Annotated in this window: 16 protein-coding genes and 2 pseudogenes; 11 read left to right on the top strand and 7 right to left on the bottom strand. The window is 47.4% G+C overall.

Annotated features, from left to right (window positions below; all coding sequences use genetic code 11):
• Position 1: 1 nt before the first annotated feature.
• Positions 2-1,753: a VWA domain-containing protein gene (locus tag KKZ03_RS13815; protein ID WP_243217403.1), complete on the top strand. Its 1,752-nt coding sequence runs from the start codon at positions 2-4 to the stop codon at positions 1,751-1,753.
• A gap of 88 nt (positions 1,754-1,841) precedes the next feature.
• A complete protein-coding gene (locus KKZ03_RS13810; protein WP_243217402.1) occupies positions 1,842-2,627 on the top strand; it encodes a hypothetical protein in 786 nt (261 codons plus the stop codon).
• Here the strand turns inward: KKZ03_RS13810 and KKZ03_RS13805 are convergent.
• Complete coding sequence (locus tag KKZ03_RS13805) at positions 2,605-2,982, bottom strand: hypothetical protein (protein WP_243217401.1); 378 nt, start codon at positions 2,980-2,982, stop codon at positions 2,605-2,607. The genes KKZ03_RS13810 and KKZ03_RS13805 overlap by 23 nt on opposite strands.
• Positions 2,983-3,040: 58 nt before the next feature.
• Here KKZ03_RS13805 and KKZ03_RS21820 point away from each other — a divergent pair, with 58 nt between their 5' ends.
• A complete protein-coding gene (locus KKZ03_RS21820) occupies positions 3,041-3,172 on the top strand; it encodes a hypothetical protein (protein WP_256451973.1) in 132 nt (43 codons plus the stop codon).
• Positions 3,173-3,436: 264 nt separating this feature from the next.
• Positions 3,437-6,403 carry a UvrD-helicase domain-containing protein gene (locus tag KKZ03_RS13800; protein WP_243217400.1) on the top strand — a complete coding sequence of 989 codons (2,967 nt, stop codon included), beginning with the start codon at positions 3,437-3,439 and terminating at the stop codon, positions 6,401-6,403.
• A 216-nt stretch (positions 6,404-6,619) separates the two neighbouring features.
• On the opposite strand, the gene mmoC is transcribed toward KKZ03_RS13800, so the two are convergent.
• Both mmoC and hcp read right to left on the bottom strand, forming a co-directional pair.
• Positions 6,620-7,654, bottom strand: a complete 1,035-nt coding sequence (gene mmoC / locus KKZ03_RS13795; RefSeq protein WP_243217399.1) for an aromatic/alkene monooxygenase hydroxylase FAD-binding subunit MmoC — start codon at positions 7,652-7,654, stop codon at positions 6,620-6,622.
• 64 nt (positions 7,655-7,718) lie between these two features.
• Positions 7,719-9,386 carry a hydroxylamine reductase gene (gene hcp / locus KKZ03_RS13790; RefSeq protein ID WP_243217398.1) on the bottom strand — a complete coding sequence of 556 codons (1,668 nt, stop codon included), beginning with the start codon at positions 9,384-9,386 and terminating at the stop codon, positions 7,719-7,721.
• Positions 9,387-9,571: 185 nt separating this feature from the next.
• On the opposite strand from hcp, the gene norR reads away from it, so the two are divergent.
• A complete protein-coding gene (norR, locus tag KKZ03_RS13785; RefSeq protein ID WP_243217397.1) occupies positions 9,572-11,110 on the top strand; it encodes a nitric oxide reductase transcriptional regulator NorR in 1,539 nt (512 codons plus the stop codon).
• Positions 11,111-11,283: 173 nt separating this feature from the next.
• On the opposite strand, the gene KKZ03_RS13780 is transcribed toward norR, so the two are convergent.
• Entirely contained in the window at positions 11,284-11,580 is a 297-nt protein-coding gene (locus tag KKZ03_RS13780) for an integration host factor subunit alpha (RefSeq protein ID WP_243217396.1), read from the bottom strand.
• Positions 11,581-11,649: 69 nt separating this feature from the next.
• Positions 11,650-11,925, bottom strand: a complete 276-nt coding sequence (locus KKZ03_RS13775; protein ID WP_243217395.1) for an HU family DNA-binding protein — start codon at positions 11,923-11,925, stop codon at positions 11,650-11,652.
• 637 nt (positions 11,926-12,562) lie between these two features.
• On the opposite strand from KKZ03_RS13775, the gene KKZ03_RS13770 reads away from it, so the two are divergent.
• A complete protein-coding gene (locus KKZ03_RS13770; protein WP_243217394.1) occupies positions 12,563-12,862 on the top strand; it encodes a hypothetical protein in 300 nt (99 codons plus the stop codon).
• A gap of 15 nt (positions 12,863-12,877) precedes the next feature.
• A complete protein-coding gene (locus tag KKZ03_RS13765; RefSeq protein WP_243217393.1) occupies positions 12,878-13,627 on the top strand; it encodes a helix-hairpin-helix domain-containing protein in 750 nt (249 codons plus the stop codon).
• 26 nt (positions 13,628-13,653) lie between these two features.
• On the opposite strand, the pseudogene KKZ03_RS13760 reads toward KKZ03_RS13765, so the two are convergent.
• A pseudogene (locus KKZ03_RS13760) lies at positions 13,654-15,179 on the bottom strand (IS3 family transposase).
• A gap of 176 nt (positions 15,180-15,355) precedes the next feature.
• On the opposite strand from KKZ03_RS13760, the gene KKZ03_RS13755 reads away from it, so the two are divergent.
• Positions 15,356-17,047: an ATP-dependent RecD-like DNA helicase gene (locus KKZ03_RS13755; RefSeq protein WP_243217392.1), complete on the top strand. Its 1,692-nt coding sequence runs from the start codon at positions 15,356-15,358 to the stop codon at positions 17,045-17,047.
• 145 nt (positions 17,048-17,192) lie between these two features.
• On the opposite strand, the pseudogene KKZ03_RS13750 reads toward KKZ03_RS13755, so the two are convergent.
• Positions 17,193-17,433: pseudogene (locus KKZ03_RS13750) on the bottom strand (IS110 family transposase); the annotation flags it as partial.
• Between the two features lie 300 nt (positions 17,434-17,733).
• Between KKZ03_RS13750 and KKZ03_RS13745 the strand changes: the two are divergent.
• From KKZ03_RS13745 to KKZ03_RS13735, 3 genes are all read left to right on the top strand, one after another.
• Complete coding sequence (locus KKZ03_RS13745) at positions 17,734-18,021, top strand: DUF1778 domain-containing protein (RefSeq protein WP_243217391.1); 288 nt, start codon at positions 17,734-17,736, stop codon at positions 18,019-18,021.
• The gene (locus tag KKZ03_RS13740) at positions 18,018-18,530 is read left to right on the top strand and encodes a GNAT family N-acetyltransferase (protein WP_243221628.1); all 513 of its coding nucleotides are present in this window, start codon (positions 18,018-18,020) and stop codon (positions 18,528-18,530) included. Before KKZ03_RS13745 ends, KKZ03_RS13740 begins: the two co-directional genes overlap by 4 nt.
• 189 nt (positions 18,531-18,719) lie before the next feature.
• On the top strand, positions 18,720-18,941 hold the full coding sequence (locus KKZ03_RS13735) for a YidH family protein (protein WP_243217390.1): 222 nt from the start codon (positions 18,720-18,722) through the stop codon (positions 18,939-18,941).
• The last annotated feature ends 49 nt before the right edge of the window (positions 18,942-18,990 follow it).

Here is an 18,990-nt window from a genome sequence, read left to right as displayed (position 1 = left end):
CATGAAAAACAAAACATTGCAACACGCATTTCCCATTGTTGCCGCCGCGATTGGCAATCGCTTTGGCATCAAGGTCAGTGTCGGCGGCGATCAGGCTTATACCACGGGCTCGGCAATCCAGTTGCCGGCTTACGATGGCGATGATCCGGATTATCAGGAAGTTGCCTGGGGACTGCTGGCGCACGAGGCCGCCCATATTCGTTATTCGGACTTTACCCTTACTTATGGCGACTCGGTATTGCGTCGGCGCTTATGCGGGGCTATTGAAGATGTCCGTATCGAACATGAACTGGCGAAAGATTTTCCCGGCACCCGGCTGACGCTCAGAGCGGTGATTGAAAAAATGATCGCCAACGGTGGTTTTACCGCCTGCAGCAGCGCTGAACATCCGGCCAATATTCTTTATGGCTATGTGTTGAAAAGCCTGCGAGCAAGGGTACTTGGCCAAGCAGCCTTGAAGCCGTTGGTCGACTTGACTGAAACGGCGCTGAACGCCTGTTTTCCTAAAGGTGCCGTGATACGGCTTAAGGATTTGTTGTCGGAAGTGCCCAATGGCCTGACCTCGGAAAGCGATTGCCTGCATCTGGCCGATCGCATACTGACGATGATTCAACAAGAATGCGAGCAGCCAAGACAAAGTAATCAGTCAGCCCCTGCGTTGGCGAAGGATAATCCATCCTCTGCTGACGCCGAAGCGAAGCAAGCGGATGACTCCACGACTTCCGATGAGTCCGGTCATGCTGACGAGGTGGATGACGACATCACTCAGGCTACGCAAGCTGACGATGAGCCAAGCCATCCGGCCGAAGACCCTACCGCCAACCCTGGCGGCGATGATGACGGTGAAAGCCCTGATCACAATCCGGTCTTGACAGCGTTATTGACTACTGAAGAGGGCGATATTGAACAGGATGTGTTTGAAACCGTTAAAGCGGCACTGGCTTTGGAACCTGACAGTGTGTCCGAGTACGTCATGCCCGTCGGCGATGAACCGCCGACGGATAATCGGGCCGGTTTGCAGCTGTTTCAAAAGGTACAGGGTGAATCGGGAAAAATCCGCGCCGCGCTGCAAGGACTGGTGCAGTCGCATAGCTTGAACCACTCGCAGCCTGGCGGCCGGGGACGACTCAATGGTAAGCGTTTACACCGTTTATGCTTGGGAGATACCCACGTATTTCAGCGTAGTAGCGTCAAACCGTCACCGAATACGGCTATTCATTTGTTGCTCGACAAATCGGAAAGCATGGGCTATCCGGTGTTGGACAGACTGGGACAACCCCTGGGTTCGCGCATCCCGATTGCCCTGGAAGCGACGTTGGCGCTGGCCTTGGCATTTGAAGGTATGGCCGGAGTTAATCCGGGCATAACCGCCTTTCCGGGTAACCAGGAAGAAGGTTCGGTATACCGTCTGCTGGATCATGGTCAACGCATCCGGCAACGAACGGGGAACTTTTCGTTGGCAGGGACTGGCAGTACGCCGATGACTGAAGCTGTTTGGTTTAGTGCTGCTGCTTTGTTGCACTGCCGGGAACCCCGCAAAGTGCTGATGGTGATTACCGATGGTCAACCGGATGATATCGGGAGTACGCTGGATATTTTGCAGCGCTGCCGTGACAGCGGTATCGAAACCGTGGGTATTGGCTTGGGAGTCGATGTCAGTCATCTGTTTCCGGTCGCCCTTGCCATTAGCGATCTTCAGGCGTTGCGAACGCAATTGTTCGAACTCTCGAAAGCGTTGTTGCTGGTGGCCTAAGCCCTGGTCAGCAATCAGTAGCCCAATCCCTGGCATCAAGCCGGGGGGTTGTGGCTATTGATCGCTTATTAATCAGAGGTTTTTTCCAATGGTCTTGTTATTAGTCGAGACCAATGGAAAAACAGACTATTCATGCGTTCCTTCGGGAATGCTGAATCCGGCTTTGACCGGCGTTCCGTCTTTAGGCGGCGAGCAGGGGAAACCCAGCATGTATCGGGTGCGTCAAGCCCGTCAGTTATTTGTATTGCCTTTGGCATTATTTTTTAATCCCGCTTCGGACGATCATGGCCCGATGGGGAACTGTTTATTCGAGGTACTTTTAAGGAGACTTTCCATGAACTTTATTTTTGGCATTATTGTGTTGGCGTTGCTCATCATCGCCGTCAGGGTGATTTGGGCAACGTTGTTGCAAACTCTCGTTTTTTTGAAATCCGGACTTCAGGTTCTCCAACAGCGTATGGCAAAGCAAGCTTTACGAGCATCCGCGCCTGTTATTATGCCCTGTCTGCCACACCCTGTTGAGTGGGACATAATGGCGGATAGTCTTCGCCATGAAATTCATCGGCGCAACACCGGGGTTAGCCGTGAAGCCGATCGATTGGATGCCCAGTTACAGGTGAAATTGAAAACCATGGAGTTATTCAAAGCCGATATTCAAATCGCCAAACTGGAGCAGGAATTACTCAAAATCAAACCCGCTGTGGTTTTACAAGAGCCGGAGACAGGAAAAAAGCGCAGACCATCAAAACAGGATACTTCCGAGGTTTTAGACACCCTGCCCTCCACAAGATCACATCAGGTGCAGCAATTACGCGCAGCTTTGAAGGGCGGCAACATTAAGGCAGATGCATCTACCCAGAACGTCCGCCATTGAAAATAGTCCACTGAAAACCTGTTCGCGTCATCACGGTGCGAACAGGATTTAGTGCGGTTTCATTATCACTAATGATTGCTATTGAACCCGCCGGTAACAGGATGGCAAATTCTTGTTGGCTTTCTCGTCTCAGTTGGCGAATTTTACTCAAGAGTTGCCAAGCCTTTTCCGGATCGTTGATGTCATTCAATATCTCGGCTTCCGCGTCATCCAGTTGAGTGAAAAGTTTTTTGCATAACTGAATGTTATGAGCGTCCGTAGCAACCGGAATGGCCATCGGTTTTCGTGGCTGAAAGCATTGCCCGGTCCTGCCAGGACTGAGGAAATGAAAAATGCTGGAAAATGGCTTAAACATAGCTTTTCCTTAAAGTTAAAGGATTTAGTTACTTTATATCGTGTCCGGCGACTGGTCAATGGCAGCGCTGCGTAATCGTGTCGAACTGGTGTGCGCGTTTGATAGCATCTGCGCTGCCATTAACAGTAATTTCATTACGCTGATTGAAGATTATGCCGTTGCTGAAGAAACTTCACTATCGTCCCGTTAAGATCAAGATGCTGATTGCTTGCGCTACGCAGGAAGTTTTACATGGCATCAAAGCAGAGCCATTGTTTGCACAATACTTTATCGAGGAGAGTTTACATACGCGACGGCAATCGCATAATTTTTTCCATGCTATACACCAGACCATCCTGTTAATAGCATACTAAATCCGAGCTAAAAATCAACACGCTTTGAGAAGGACTGGTGAATAAATCAGTTTTTTTGAAAGCGCTGATTTGTCTGTTTATTTTCCAGTGATAACTACGTAATGCCTGATATCATTAATACTGAATGGAGGAATGAAATTAAATCAGCAATCGCTGTCAGGCTAAAAGGCTTGGTAAAAACCGGTATAATCAGAAAACCCAATAAATTATTTTTTAACCGCTGCCACAGCCTAACTGTTATCAGAAAAATGAAAGTCCTGGTCTACAACGAACTTAATCCCAAAACCATTCCGGGCTTTGCCAAACTTAAAAGCTATCTGGAAGATGATGATTTTAAATCGGCTGAGGTTAAAAAAGTCGGTGATAATTTATACCGGGCACGCCTTAATCAACGCGACCGCTTATTGTTTTCCATTTATCGTCATCAGGAACAAAACTACGCACTGCTGCTGGAGTTTATCAAAAACCACACTTACCAGGATTCGCGCTTTTTACGCCAGGTCAGCAGTATCGATGAAGATAAAATCCCCGTTATAGACAAGCCCGATGAAACCAGTGAGAAAGCCCTGGTTTATCTTAATCCCAACCACGGCTCATTTAACCTGCTGGATAAAATTATCTCGTTTGATGATCGTCAGCAGTCGATTTTTGATTTGCAACCACCGTTGATTGTGATCGGTTCAGCCGGTAGTGGTAAAACTGCCCTGACCCTGGAAAAAATGAAACAGGCCGTGGGCGATGTGCTGTATGTAACGCAGTCGGCTTATCTGGTTAAAAACTCCCGGGACCTGTATTACGCTCATCATTACGATAATGCTGATCAACAAATCGACTTTTTATCGTTTCAAGAGTTTCTGGAGAGCATCCAGGTACCAGCCGGTAAACCGGTTACTTTTCAGGCTTTTCAGCAATGGTTTAGCCGCCATCGCCACGGTCAGCTGAAAGATGCGCATAAACTGTTTGAGGAGTTTCGCGGCGTTATCACCGGCCCTGCTACCGATAAAAGCTGGTTAAGCCGTGAAGATTATCTAAATCTGGGCATTAAAGAATCCATCTTTCTCGCGGAAGAACGGGAGTCGGTGTATGCCGTTTTTGAAAAATATCTGGTTTTTTTACAAGAACAGCAGCTCTACGACAGCAACATTGTCAGTCACCACTATCTACAGTCTATTGAACCCCGTTACGATTTTGTCATTGTCGATGAAGTACAGGATTTAACCAATATCCAACTGTATCTGATTATCAAATCACTACGCCGGGCGCAGGATTTTATCTTGTGCGGCGATTCCAATCAGATTGTCCATCCCAACTTCTTTTCCTGGTCGAAAGTGAAAAGCCTGTTTTACCGGCAGGATGAGTTACAAACCTCTGATGAGCTGATCCGGATTCTTAACACCAATTATCGCAATTCGCCGCAAGTTACCGATATTGCCAACAAGATTTTAAAAATTAAAAACCAGCGCTTTGGCTCTATTGATAAAGAAAGTCATTATCTGGTGGAAAGTAACGGCCATAATCAGGGCGAAGTGCTGTTTTTGCAAGACACGGCCACCATTCGCCAAGAGCTGGACAGTAAAACCAAAGCCTCTACGCTGTTTGCGGTTATTGTTATGACAATCGACCAAAAACCCGCAGCACAGCAACATTTTAGTACGCCCTTGGTGTTTACCATCCAGGAAGCCAAAGGTCTGGAATATGAAAATATTATTCTCTATAACTTTTTAAGCCAGGAAGAAGCCCGCTACCGGGAAATCACTAAAGGCGTCAGTGCGGCAGATTTGGAACTGGATCTTAAATATACCCGTGGCAAGGATAAAACCGACAAATCCCTGGAGGTCTATAAGTTTTATGTTAACGCCTTGTATGTTGCCATCACCCGGGCCGTTAAAAATCTGTATTGGATTGAGAGTAGCCCCAAGCAACCGTTACTCGGTCTGGTGGGTTTACGCGATGCCCAGGGCAGTTTGCAACTCGCCAATCAAAATTCCAGTCTTGACGCTTGGCGTCAGGAAGCACATAAACTTGAACTGCAAGGCAAACAGGAACAAGCCGAGCGAATTCGCAGCGAAATCCTTAAACAAAAAACCCCTGACTGGGAAGTTATTACACCGGCAACACTGGTCGAGCTAAAACGTAAGGCCTTTGAAGGCAACGATAAAAATGCCAAGATGACCTTGTTTGAATATGGCTTGGTTTATGAAGACCGTGACATCATCAACAGCTTGCTTAAAATCGATTTTAAAGCCGCCAAGCAACTGGACAAAGGCTTGCAGCTACTACAGCAAAAGCATTACAGCAGTTACAGCTTTAAAAAACCGGATGCCGTACTCAAACAAATTGATCAATACGGCCCTGATTTTCGCAATATTTTTAATCAAACGCCGTTAATGGTTGCGGCCTGGATGGGTAATACCGAAGTGATTAAGGCACTATTTGAACTGGGTGCCAACACCGAAAAAGTCGACGGCAACGGGCTAACGGCTTTTCAAATCGCCTTGGCGCAAACCGATCGCAGTGAAACTTACGCCAAAAAGAAGCTGGTTGATATTTACGAACAACTGGAACCGACCAGCATGAGTATTCAGGTCGATGGTCGCCTGATCAAGCTCGACAAAAACAGCATGGAGTTTTTTATGCTCAATCTAATGATTGCGCTATTTTACCGGGTGATGCCGAAAAAAATGACCTATCGCATTGAAGGTTTTTCTACCCAGGATTTCATCGCTGCCATGCACCACATCCCCGACAGCATTCTGCCGGAACGCCGCAAACAACGCGCTTATTTATCCGGTATTTTGTCCAAAAACGAAATCGACAAAGACGATAAATATAACCGCAAACTGTTCTGTCGTGTGTTGCGCGGGGCTTATATTTTCAATCCCAAACTGGCACTCAAAGTCGATGATGAATGGATCAATATCTATAAGTTGTTAATGATTGATCGACTGGCTCCAAAATACCAGGTTAGGCAAGACTGGTGGTATAGTGATCACAACGAGCATGCCGAGAAGAAAATGGCTGACTGCAAAGCGTTATTGAAGCAGTTGATTACAGAAAAACAAAACTGATTGAAGTAGCCCCTATTTTCACCGCCGCGAAGAACCTCGACTTGTGACATAAGCGATATTTTTATGCAAAAAAATGTACCCGCAAACAGTGTTGGCCAGAGTCGCTATCAACAGTCAGCACACGATCCACGCCAAGCCTTGGTATAGGTATTTACACTTTTCGATACCGGTCATTGGCAAAGTAGCGCTATTAATTGACGCCATCTTTGTAAAAATTTACGCAGGCAGAAATCTTTCAATTAATATTTGTTTATGGGGTACGCCATGAGCTCTTGCGGTCGCTTCAGCAGCATCTATCAGCGCTGGTGGGCCGCACAGATAAATATCCGGTATAACTGTCGCGGCCGCTAGATCTTTAGTTAACGCATCCACCGGCGTACCACGAAAACCCTCCCAGCTCTCATCAGGCTTCCATACGCAGTAAATGACTTGGAGCTGAGGCAGTTCTGCTTGCAAGGTTTTTAGTTCGGTCAGGCAAAACAAGTCTTCAGCCCGATTTGCGCCAAAATAAAGCCGGGCGGGATGGGGTTCCTGAAACTCGGCCATGCGCCTTAACATCGACAGCATCGGTGCCAGACCGGTGCCGCCAGCCACAAACCAGCGGGGTCTTAAGCCGCTCTCGTACAAGCCGAATGCACCTTTGGGGCCATGTACGAGCAGCGTCTGTCCAATTGCTGCCTGTTCTTTTAACCAGGTAGAAAATAATCCACCGGGTTGCAGACGAATCAAAAATTCCAGACGCCCTTCCCAGTTTCCGGTATTGGACAGAGAATAGGCACGTTTGATGCCCCGTTCCGGCACCTCTAGTTCCATAAACTGGCCAGGCTCAAATTCGGCCACGCTATTGCCGTCTTCATCTGCTGCTAATTGTAGTTCGAGGCGCAGGGTGTTTTCACCCACCGTTTCGATGGCGATAATTTCGGCATTTCTACTCTTTATTTCACCGATTAAAATACGGTCATGATTAAAGGGCAACGAAATATGTAAATCACTATGAGGAAAGGTGCAGCACAGCAGTGTTCCACCTTTTTCTTTATCTTCCAAGGACAGTGCGGAAGGATTATGCTTGCCAAGTGTAAAGTCGCCATGGGTAATCTCGGCATAACAAGTACCGCAATTTCCTTGGCCACACTGGGCAGGTAAAACAATATGAGCATTAACGGCGGCTTCCAGCAGATTCTGATCGTCTGTGCAATCGAAACGAAGCTGATTACCGTCGCGGGTAGTGAGTTCAATAGCGTGTATATTCATGTTTTATCCGGGCTTCAGAAAAGCACTACCGGAAGCACTAAAATAATTCCGGCAGCAAAAAGGATTAAGCCGCTTTGCGTGACAATGATGCCTCGATGTCAGCCTGTGCAGTGGTATTGGGTAGTAGTCCAAACTTGTCGACCATGACCTGAACCAGATTGGGTGTCAGGAAAGCCGGTAGCGTGGGTCCCAGACGAATATTACGGACACCCAACGCCAGTAAGGTCAGTAACACAGCGGCGGCTTTTTGTTCAAACCAGGATATCACCAATGATAAGGGCAGTTCATTGACACCGCATTCAAAAGCACCAGCCAGCGCGGTAGCAATTTTAATTGCCGAATAACTATCGTTACATTGCCCTAAATCCAGCAGGCGTGGAATACCACCAATATCACCAAAGTCATGCTGATTAAAGCGATATTTGGCACAGCCCAAGGTCATGATCACGGTATCCTGTGGTGCTTGTTCGGCAAAATCAGTGTAATAATTACGACCGGATGCCGCGCCATCACAACCACCGACCAAAAAGAAGTGCCTGATCGCCCCCGACTTGACCGCCGCTATCACTTTGTCGGCCACACTCAGTACCGCATCATGACCGAAACCAATGGTAATGGTTTTTTCGATGACATTATCTTTAAAACCGGGCGAGGCCTTCGCCGCCTGAATTAATGGCGTAAAGTTCTTGTCGCTGATATGACGGACGCCGGGCCAGCCTACCGGACCTGCGGTAAAAATACGTTGACGGTATTGGGGTTGCGGCTCAATGATACAGTTGGATGTCATTAAAATGGCACCGGGAAACTCGGAAAATTCTTTTTGCTGATCCTGCCAGGCACCCCCGTAATTTCCAACCAGATGCGGATAAGCTTTCAGCTTTGGGTATGCATGAGCAGGCAGCATCTCGCCGTGCGTATAAATATTGACACCGGCATCTTTGGTTTGCTCCAGCAATGCCGCCAGATCACCCAAATCGTGACCGGAAACCAGGATGGCTTTACCCATAGTCGGTGTGACCAAGACCTGAGTCGGCTGTTGCGCACCAAAACTGCCGGTGTTGGCTTCATCCAGTAAAGCCATTACTTCAAGGTTTAAGGTACCCAACGCCATTGATTGATTCAGTAACGCGTCGACATCGGTAGGCGCCGAGCTTAAAAAATCCAGCGCCTCTTCGATACCCGCATAAACGGTAGCGCTTTCCCTGCCCAATGCATAAGCATGATGAGCATAGGCGCAAACACCCTTTAGACCATAAAGTACCAATGAGCGTAAGCCGATGATGTCTGGACCGACTACTTCAAGTCCGGCATTGATACCCACTTCGGCAGCTTGTTTGAGTAAACCCTCCAGGTCCGCAGCCGGTTGCCAGACAGCAGAACCGGTCAGTTCTTCAGGTATTTGGCCGGCGGCAAGCGCAGCAGTAATATAACCGGTCTTGACCCGGTCACGCACCAGCGCAGCTTCCTGTAGCAGCGTACTGAAACGGGTCGCATTGAAATTGACATTAGTTAGGGTAGTAAACATTCCATACAGCATAAATTCACCGGCTGCATTATCCGGTACATTCAGGGCGCGAGCGCGTTTGGCATATTGGGCTATACCCTCGATGCCGTGTATCAGTAAATCCTGCAAATCAGAGGTTGTAGCATCTTTGCCACACATGCCTTTGGCACTTGCACAACCGCTGTCGATATTGGAACGATCGGTTTGTTCGCATTGGTAACAAAACATCAAATATTCTCCTAACTGGATTGAATGGAAGGTCGGACATAGGTTAATTGGAATTTCTTCCCCACTGCCTACGTAAAAGCACTTACCATGCCAAGCAATAAACCTTGTATTTATAGGGCTATTAAAGGTATTGTTGTCAATTTAACATCGCCGCAAGGTGTTAAATTAACAACAATGCTATCATTATGACTACAAACCTGTTTTTTACTTCGCTAATTTCGATGGTTGCCGACCTGTCTATACGCATGTCTGCCGAGCAACGTTATCAACGTTTATTACAACACTTAGGCCGAATTTTTCCTTGTGATGCCTCTGCATTATTGAAGTTTGAAAACCATAGTTTGATACCACTGGCAGTTAACGGCTTATCGGAAGACACCTTGGGTCGGCGTTTTATCGTCAGTGAACATCCGCGTCTGGCCCGGATTTTAGCATCCGATCAAGCGGTGCGCTTTGCTGCTGATTCCGACCTGCCCGATCCTTACGATGGACTCGTTGAATCAGCTGATGATCAATTACTGGTGCATGATTGTATGGGCGTTACGCTGTTTATCGATGGAGAACCTTGGGGGGTTTTAACGCTGGATGCACTGACTCCCGGAACTTTTGATCATATTGATCCGATCGAACTGAGTACCTTTATCAGCCTGACCGCTGCCACAGTCAAGGCGGCCGGACTAATTACTTCTTTAGAGCAGCGCGTACGTTATGCGACGCAAACCTTATTAAAGGATAATACTGCCCAGCAGATGATCGGTGATAGTGATTGCATGAAAACATTGCGTAACGAAATTTCTATCGTCGCACCGTCGGATTTGGCCGTTTTAATTTTGGGCGAAACGGGTGTCGGTAAAGAATTGGTTGCACAGCGCATCCATAGTGAATCGAATCGCGCCGATCAAGTCATGGTGTATGTCAATTGCGCGGCCTTGCCTGAGAGTATTGCCGAAAGTGAATTGTTTGGTCACGTCAAAGGGGCATTTTCCGGTGCTATTGCTGATCGAACCGGCAAGTTTGAATTAGCTGACGGCGGCACGATTTTTCTGGATGAGATCGGAGAATTACCGCTGTCTATTCAGGCCAAATTATTACGCACTCTGCAAAATGGCGAGATCCAGCGCGTCGGTAGCGATCGGCAAATTAAAGTCAATCTGCGGATTATTGCCGCAACCAACCGTAATTTGCAACAGGAAGTCTCTGCAGGCTTGTTTCGTCCGGATCTTTATCATCGATTAGCGGTTTATCCCATGCAGGTTTCGGCCTTGCGGGAACGAGGCAAAGACGTGTTATTGCTAACGGGTGCCTTTCTGGAAAAAAATCAGCAACGTCTGGGCATTAAAAAATTGCGTCTGGATCAAGATGCCAAACAAGCCTTATTGGCTTACGACTGGCCTGGGAATATTCGTGAGCTTGAGCATTTATTGAGTCGCGCGGCATTGAAATCAGCGACTACGGAAAATCGTCAAGCGGATTTTATAACCCTGTCACTCGCTTATCTGAACATCATGCCTGTTCAGGCCAAGCAGTTGAGTCATCAGGATTTAAAGACAATAACAGCGCCATCTGCGCCCATAAATTTAAAAAATTCCGTTGACGAGTTTCAGCGTCAACTGATTCAGCAACAGCTTGCAGCACAGCAGGGCAATATAGCCGCTACTGCACGCATGCTGGGTCTGGAACGGGGTAATTTCCATCGCTTACTAAAACGACTGGAGCTTACTTGATTTCTATAAACGATTTTTTGGCCAATGTAATGGTCAATTTCACTCAGCTATATTCATCGCCATATTAGCGGTCCTTCATGACAAACCGCTAATGGCCTTATACCCATTACCGCATTTTAACTAACAACAATTTAGAATATTCCTAACGATCCACAAAAAACCGTTATATACCGTTAAGAGGCAGTCGCTACCCTGTCAATTTTTGCTTTTAGCAGAGTGCCGGGTTTGAAGGTGACCACTCGCCGGGCAGTGATGGGTATCGCTACACCGGTTTTCGGATTCCTGCCGGGGCGGGCAACTTTGTCGCGAAGCTCAAATTTACCGAAGCCGGATATTTTGACAAACTCACCGTGCTCCAAAGTCACTTTGATTTCTTCAAAAAACAAATCAACCAGGTCTTTTATCATGGGCTTGCTTAAGCGCAATTCATCAAACAATTGTGCGCTGAAATCTGCCTTCGTTAATGCCATGCTTTCTGCCTTTTTTCATGATGGGTATCGGTTAAAAATCTATGCTATAAGGCTCTTAACCTGTTAACGTTACTGATTAACAGCGTCTTTCAAAGCCTTACCGGGCTTAAAAGAAGGGATATTTGCCGCAGAAATGGTAATTTCCGCGCCAGTTTGTGGGTTACGGCCCTTACGTTCTGCCCTTGCCTTCACCTCGAATGAGCCAAAACCGACCAATGCCACGGAATCACCCGATGCCAGGGTGGTTTCAACGGCTTTAAGCAAGCCGTCCAACGCACGGTTTGCATCGGTTTTGGTGAGATTGGCGTGTTCAGCGATGGCGGCAATTAATTCCGACTTGTTCATAAAAAGCTCCTTAAATAAAATACTGGCGAATAAATGGTGAGGCAGTCTTGATCGTAGCATTTTACTCACGTTTTGATTATAGCGCGGTCAGTTAAACGAACCTGAAAGGTACGGCGTTTTAGGCCGCGTATCCACTTCTGACGATGATCCCGACAAACCGCTTGGTATTTTACACCGATGCCCGGGCGTATCAATGATATGGCTACAAAATACCGGAACGGTTGAGTGCAGCAGAACCGTCGACAAGAAGACTGCCTTATTTAGGCATACCCCGCGATAAGTAATCCGATGGCTCCCGTTATTATGCCATCAATTGACCAATTTTTGGTCGATCTGATTCCAGCCTATACCTGGCGACACATAACAGCATTATGACCGCCGACTTGTGAATATGATGAGTGCTTATAAATTTTATGAACGGCAGCACGTAACATTACCTGACAACCTAAGCTGTTAACTTGCCCTTTATGGACCGAGCATCTTGAAAAGTTGTCACCCCTTGTTCATTTATCCTCATTCACGTACAGTAAGCCATGAGAAAAATAGCCGCTAATGTATCAAAACGACTCAACCAGTCCCTGGTGAATAAGATTATTGATCTCAATGCCTATCAACAGAAGCGCCGCTCAAGCAAATCATGACCACAGAAGCAGTTATTAAAGCGGCACATAATCCGTTACCGGCGATTTATAGCCATACCCAACAGCGAATAGAAGCCCTGCCAACGATTGATGAAAAGGCTTTAACTCGTTCGTTAGAAAGTCTGCTGAAATACGGTTTATCGGATAATTATTGGCAGGAAGTTATTTCCCCGTCTTATGTTAGTCACCAACCTGAGGTGATTTATCGGCAAGGCTTGCCTGATATCAGTTCATCCCGGCCTCATAATACCGACATACCCCCTGTTTCATCGCTGTTACCCGCTAGCCGTTCATGAGCAACGTACGTTAAAGTGGCGTCGACACCCACGCTTACCGAAACGTTGACCGGCATTGTCAATCGGGTAACCTATCACAACGCCGCGACGGGCTGGTCTGTTTTGCGTGTGCAGCCGTTTCAATCAGCACAACAAGAAACGGTGACAGTGCATCAAACCAAAGTTTTTGCCGGTGCCACCATGGAATTTCGTGGTGCCTGGACTCTTGATAATAAGTACGGGCGCCAATTCAAAGCCACCGAAGCACTGGAAAAAAAACCGGCCACTACCGCCGCCATTGAAAAATATCTGGGCTCGGGTCTTATTAAAGGGGTGGGCCCGCAAACCGCCAAAAAGATCGTGCATTATTTCCAGAAAGAAACCCTGGATATTTTTGAACATGCCATTCACCGCTTAATGGAAGTACCGGGCATCGCCACCAAGAAACTGAACATCATTGAGCAGGCCTGGATTGAGCATCGCGCCATTAGAACCGTAATGCTGTTTCTTCAGGGTCATGGTATCAGCACCCTGTTTGCGGTGCGTATTTACAAAGTCTATGGCGATAAGGCGATAGCGATGGTCACTGAAGATCCCTATCGGCTGGCTAATGATTTTTATGGGATTGGCTTTTTCTCGGCGGATAAAGTCGCGCTGAGTATTGGTTTGGCAAAAGACAGTCAACAACGACTGCTTGCCGCTATCCGCCATGTCTTGGCCGCGGTAATTGTCAATGTAGTTGTCGCCTCGACGGTTAAATCTTACTCTGGTTTGTTTTCTAAATAATCACTTCCTTGGTAGCATTTTTTTGTTTAGACCTTGTCTGGGTTAAGGTGGGCTGTCTGGATTTTTTCCCAATTACGGGAACTTCCAGTCCAGCGTTGCGGATGTTTAGCACGTGCTGCTTCGTAGACGACTTTACGGTTATCCAGAAGCTTGTCGTCCAAGCCTTCATGGCGTTGCGCTGGAGTAATAAACCGAATAGCGCTGTGACGATGCTCATGGTTGTACCATTCCACTAAGCTTGTGACCCACTGACGCGCTTCCGTAACATCGGCGAACGGCTTTAGCGGATAGTTAGGACGATATTTCAAGGTCTTAAACAACGATTCTGAGTACGGATTATCGTTGCTAACCGATGGCCGACTAAACGAAGGCATGACACCCAGTTGTTGCAAGGTCGCCAGCATAGTCGATCCCTTCATCGGACTGCCGTTGTCAGAATGCAGGATAAGCTGTTCTGCCTGTATCCCTTCACGATGACAGAGATCACGTAACAATTCGCCAGCCAAGGCGCTGTTTTCTTCTTCATACACCTGCCAACCGACGATCTTTCGGCTGAAAATATCAACAAATAGATACAGATAGAAAAACTGTCCACGGATCAGTGATGGCAGATAAGTAATGTCCCAACTGTACAGTTGATTAGGTGCTGTAGCACATGCCGCGCGTGGCTTTGTTCGTGTTTGAGCCGGACGTTCGCTACGCCGATGGGTAAGCTGTTTTTCCTCGCGCAGGATGCGATAGAAGGTCGACTCAGACGCCAGATAGCTACCTTGGTCGGCCAGTCGTGGCACGATCTGACTCGGTGGCAGATGACCAAATTCATCTGAATTAGCGACGATCAGCACCTCGGCACGCTCGATTGCTGTTAGTTTGTGTGGCGGTTGATAGTCACGCAAGGGGCGTTGATCGCAGTGAATCGTCTCACCTGTCTGCCAGCGTTGTAAGGTACGCTCACTAAGTCCTAATACTTCACAGGCTTTAGCTTGACGTGCTCCCGCAGTTACTGATTCATTAAGTAAAGCAATCACTTGTTCGCGCTCTTCGTGGCCAGTCATTCGACCTCTCCCCCCAAGAGCGCCCGGAACTTTTTTTGCAGTACCAACAGCGCTGCGGCTTCTGCTAAGGCTTTGTCTTTACGCAATAAATTGCGCTCAAGGCTTTGGACTTCTTCTTTCAATATACGCAGGACCCGCGCTTCTTCACGCTTGTCTACTAAGTCATCCTGGCGGCAGAAATCAGCTTTCCATTGTTCCAACTGATGAATAAAAACGCCGCGTTCACGACACCAGGCATTTAAGTCTTCACCGATCAAATTATAGGTTTTTTGTAAAGCAGTAAAGCGTTCTTCAGAGCTCCAATCTTCGGGACGCTTTGATTTTAGCGGTGCAAGTTTGACGTCCTGTTCCTTCTGTTTCATCCAAGCCTTCAAGGTTGTTAAATGGATATTCAATTCGTTTGCGACGGACTGAACTGATTGGTCATTACTACGATTGTATACTTTTACCAGGGCCTGCTCTCTGAAGCCTACTGAATACCTTTTATATTTTTTCATTTCTACTCTCAAATTTTATTTTTTCTTAAAAGTTGAGGCGACAACTATTCTGACGCAGGGGGGCCGCGAGTCGTGAGCAAGGCCATTGTTATCTGACGGCACAGCAGATTACTACCGGCATCATTGAACTGATTGATATTAACCTGGGCGAACGATTAAACGACTATCTGGGTGTCATGAAGCAAACCGGTTTACTGTGTACCCGATACCTTAAGCACGAGAACGTGGATTGCATCGGCTATTACTCAAAGAGTCTTTTTTATGATGAAACGGCGGTTGCCACGATACTACGCGGCATGCAGGATCCTATTGTCAGTGAGCCGGCACGCATTGCCCAATGGGTCAGCCGTTATTGTGAGCGTGAAAACATCGCGTTAAGCGAAGAACAAACCGATGCCGTTAACGGCGTGGCACAACAGCGTTTTTCAATACTCACAGGCGGGCCGGGCTGCGGTAAAACTACGACGACTCTCGTCATCGTGCGGTTGTTGGAGGCCATGAACAAGACCGTGTTACTGGCAGCGCCAACCGGACGCGCTGCACAACGGATGAGCGAGGTGATTGGCCGAGAAGCCAAAACCATTCATCGACTGCTGGAATGGAAAGGCGGTGAGTTTCAGATGAATGCCGACTCCACCTTAACAACCGATGTCCTGATTGTTGATGAATGCTCAATGTTGGATATCAGCTTAACAGCGGCCTTATTAAAAGCGGTACCACTTGACTGTCAGGTACTGTTTATCGGTGATCCGGATCAATTACCCGCCGTCGGTGCCGGTAATGTCCTCAAGGATATGATCGCTTCTGCGGTTATCCCTTGCTTTCGATTAACGCAGGTGTTTCGGCAGGCGCAAGCGTCCTTGATCATCCAATACGCCCACCAGATTAATAAGGGCCAAACACCGGCCATGGGGTCGCCGTTTAAAAATCCTGAACTCTGGCATACCCAAGCCGATTGTTTGTTTATTGATTCGGATGAGGCGACGCAAGAGCAACTGGGTTTTATTACCCGGGTGAAGCGGCATTTTGATTGGAAAACAACGGAACTGGAGACATTGACCGCCGATCAGTTCACGCAATCACCTTTTGAGTTCAGAATAGAAGAGCCGATCAAGTCTGCTTATGAAGTAGAATTCGTCGTCCCCGATAAATTCAAACATGTCGCTATTGCGCAATTAACGCAAAGCGAGGATCAGGTTGAGGCGCTGAAAGCCGTGGTCAGGAAGATACATCCGTGGTCGTCACTGCATTATGGCCTCTCTGCGGTTGACAGTGTGGTTAAACTCTATCTTGAATGGATTCCCAAATATCACGGTGCGGATACCGAAATTCAAATTTTAACCCCCATGACCCGTGGCAGTCTGGGTTCTGCCAATCTCAACAGGGTGATTCAGGAACAAGCCAATCCGCCCGCAGACAACAAGTGCCAATTGAAAGTGGGAGAACGCCTGTTCAGGGAAGGCGATCGAGTGATTCATCGACGTAATAATTACGATCTTAATGTGTTCAATGGCGACATTGGCAAAATCGTTAGCCTGGATAATGAGGAGTTGACGGCTGTGGTCAGTTTTTATCCGGATCACCGGGTCGTGCACTATCAAAAAGACGACATTATGGAACTCGATCTGGCTTATGCGATTACCATTCATAAGTCTCAGGGCAGTGAATTTAAAGCCGTTATTATTCCTGTCCTTGGCCAACATTTTAAGATGCTGTATCGGAACCTTATTTATACCGCATTAACCAGGGCCAAGACCTTGGCGGTTCTGGTCGGCACCCGGAAAGCCTTAGCCATGGCCATACGCCAACAGGATGTTAGCAAAAGACAGACGGCTTTAGCGGTTTTGCTTAATCCAGGTCAGGCATAAAATCAGCCATTTGAATCGGGGTCATGACCCAAAACTGCTCAATATACCGTGGGTTTCGCCACCTTAAGTAAAGTCGTGACTCAGTCTAAAATAAACAACCTATCCACCTTAATGAAACAAATTAGCCACATCGTTTGCCGGGACAAGGCTTCACAAATTGGGGCGCAGTCAGTTTAACAGAATGCCCAAGTTTTTGTAGTTCCCGTGCCTAATAATGGGTCCCACTGCAGGCTTCCATGCCAGTCAAACAGGGAGCGATAATGCGAAAATAGATTAACATCTGCTCACGTTTCAATTTCTTGCGCAATACCGGTTGTTCGCGACTCCACACCATGTAATTGAAATACTGTTTTTGCTAAATCAATGTCTATGTGTTTAATATTCATTTCGGATTCCTCCGATGTATGTTTGGAAAATTATATTCTAGCAATCTGGCGCTTCGATGCAGCAAGATGAGAGGAGTCCATCCCATTGCTTTCATTGGAATAGCCTGTATTTTCTGATTTGCAATTAATTCGGGCAAAAAAAAAATGAATGTTTTCAGGCCTAAATGATCGAGACAAACCGCTTTCGTTAGTTTGTCAAAGGACATTATATGTATAAAAGAGGATGGGACACAACGTTATTTGTGTTGTAATATTCTATACAGAAATGTATAGTTAAAGCATATACAAAGGAGTATTACCATGTTCCATGCACAAACCAGAGAAACGGTTTCCGTTTCCATCAATATCCGCGCAAAGGCCAGGCAGCGCGATCTCATTGATCAGGCCGCAGAACGTCTAGGCCGCAGTCGGTCGGATTTTATGCTTGAAGCCGCTTGTCGTGAAGCGGAAGATGTTTTGCTCGATCAGGCGTTCTTTACGGTCGATGAAGGCACCTTTGCTAAATTTCATGCACTGCTCGATCAACCGTTACCGCCAACTGACAAGCTCCGTCGGTTACTCAAGACGAAAGCACCTTGGGAAAAATGATCGCGCTCAATCTCACACCGCCCGCACCGATCACGGCTGATCAAAAACTGGCAAATTTTGACAGCGGCGAATTGTCCCTGAACGAATGGCTCAAGAAGCGGGCGTTCAAGAACCATGCGACTGGGGCTTCGCGCTGCTTCGTGTTGTGTACCGGTTCGGACGTTATTGGCTTCTACAGCCTATCGGCTGGTGCGATCAGCCATGAGGCCGCCCCCAAAGCGATGCGGCGCAATATGCCCAACCCGTTACCAGTCCTGTTGCTTGGTCGACTCGCCGTCGATAAGCGCTACCACAATCAGGGAATTGGGCAGGCACTACTGCGCGATGCGATGATGCGGGCGATCAACGTCTCCAGCGATGCGGGTGTGTTCGCCCTATTGGTTCATGCTCTTTCTGACCAAGCCAAGCAGTTCTATCTGTCACGCGGCTTTGTGGAATCGCCCTTGCAACCAATGACCCTCGTTATGACAATAGAAACAGTTCGATCAATTTTGGCCGAGCCGGATTGACAGCAAAATTATAAAGTTATCACGGTTCCGTAAGCAGCTTTTAACTATTGATAAAAGCCGTTAATAGTAAACGCTAGGAGGGCTTGCCCCAGATCACATGGAGGTCAACGGCACTCAACGGATAATTTATAAATAACGTCTTCTCGTTTCTTCTATAGAATCTCGAAGTACAGTCTACCGGACAACAAAATGCAAGATTCAAACGATGATGAACGCATACGCGATCACCTTGCAAATGAGCTTACATCCCTCGCTTGGCTCAGAACGGGCATGGCAATGATGGGGTTTGGCGTCGTTATCGCCAAGCTGCGTTATCTTTTTCTGGCCGCAGCTTTAACACCGCCGACAAACGGTATCATTCATGCCTCCAATATCGGACTCTTATTTACCACTATGCATAGCTATACATAGCGACCCATAAGAGACATTCACCTCAGATTTTCGACTGTCGGCTAACTAA

The organism is Methylobacter sp. S3L5C, from assembly GCF_022788635.1.
Taxonomy (GTDB): domain Bacteria; phylum Pseudomonadota; class Gammaproteobacteria; order Methylococcales; family Methylomonadaceae; genus Methylobacter_C.
Note: the sequence above shows the minus strand (reverse complement) of the source record. Positions and strands in the feature narration are given on the sequence as shown.

Coding starts and splice junctions, on each gene's coding strand:
- KKZ03_RS13805 (WP_243217401.1), bottom strand. CDS start 2,982: ATGTTTAAGCCATTTTCCAGCATTTTTCATTTCCTCAGTCCTGGCAGG.
- KKZ03_RS21820 (WP_256451973.1), top strand. CDS start 3,041: ATGGCAGCGCTGCGTAATCGTGTCGAACTGGTGTGCGCGTTTGATAGC.
- KKZ03_RS13740 (WP_243221628.1), top strand. CDS start 18,018: ATGATCGCGCTCAATCTCACACCGCCCGCACCGATCACGGCTGATCAA.
- KKZ03_RS13735 (WP_243217390.1), top strand. CDS start 18,720: ATGCAAGATTCAAACGATGATGAACGCATACGCGATCACCTTGCAAAT.
- KKZ03_RS13770 (WP_243217394.1), top strand. CDS start 12,563: ATGACCACAGAAGCAGTTATTAAAGCGGCACATAATCCGTTACCGGCG.
- KKZ03_RS13775 (WP_243217395.1), bottom strand. CDS start 11,925: ATGAACAAGTCGGAATTAATTGCCGCCATCGCTGAACACGCCAATCTC.
- KKZ03_RS13755 (WP_243217392.1), top strand. CDS start 15,356: ATGAAGCAAACCGGTTTACTGTGTACCCGATACCTTAAGCACGAGAAC.
- norR (WP_243217397.1), top strand. CDS start 9,572: ATGACTACAAACCTGTTTTTTACTTCGCTAATTTCGATGGTTGCCGAC.
- KKZ03_RS13745 (WP_243217391.1), top strand. CDS start 17,734: ATGTTCCATGCACAAACCAGAGAAACGGTTTCCGTTTCCATCAATATC.
- KKZ03_RS13800 (WP_243217400.1), top strand. CDS start 3,437: ATGCCTGATATCATTAATACTGAATGGAGGAATGAAATTAAATCAGCA.
- KKZ03_RS13810 (WP_243217402.1), top strand. CDS start 1,842: ATGGTCTTGTTATTAGTCGAGACCAATGGAAAAACAGACTATTCATGC.
- mmoC (WP_243217399.1), bottom strand. CDS start 7,654: ATGAATATACACGCTATTGAACTCACTACCCGCGACGGTAATCAGCTT.
- hcp (WP_243217398.1), bottom strand. CDS start 9,386: ATGTTTTGTTACCAATGCGAACAAACCGATCGTTCCAATATCGACAGC.
- KKZ03_RS13815 (WP_243217403.1), top strand. CDS start 2: ATGAAAAACAAAACATTGCAACACGCATTTCCCATTGTTGCCGCCGCG.
- KKZ03_RS13780 (WP_243217396.1), bottom strand. CDS start 11,580: ATGGCATTAACGAAGGCAGATTTCAGCGCACAATTGTTTGATGAATTG.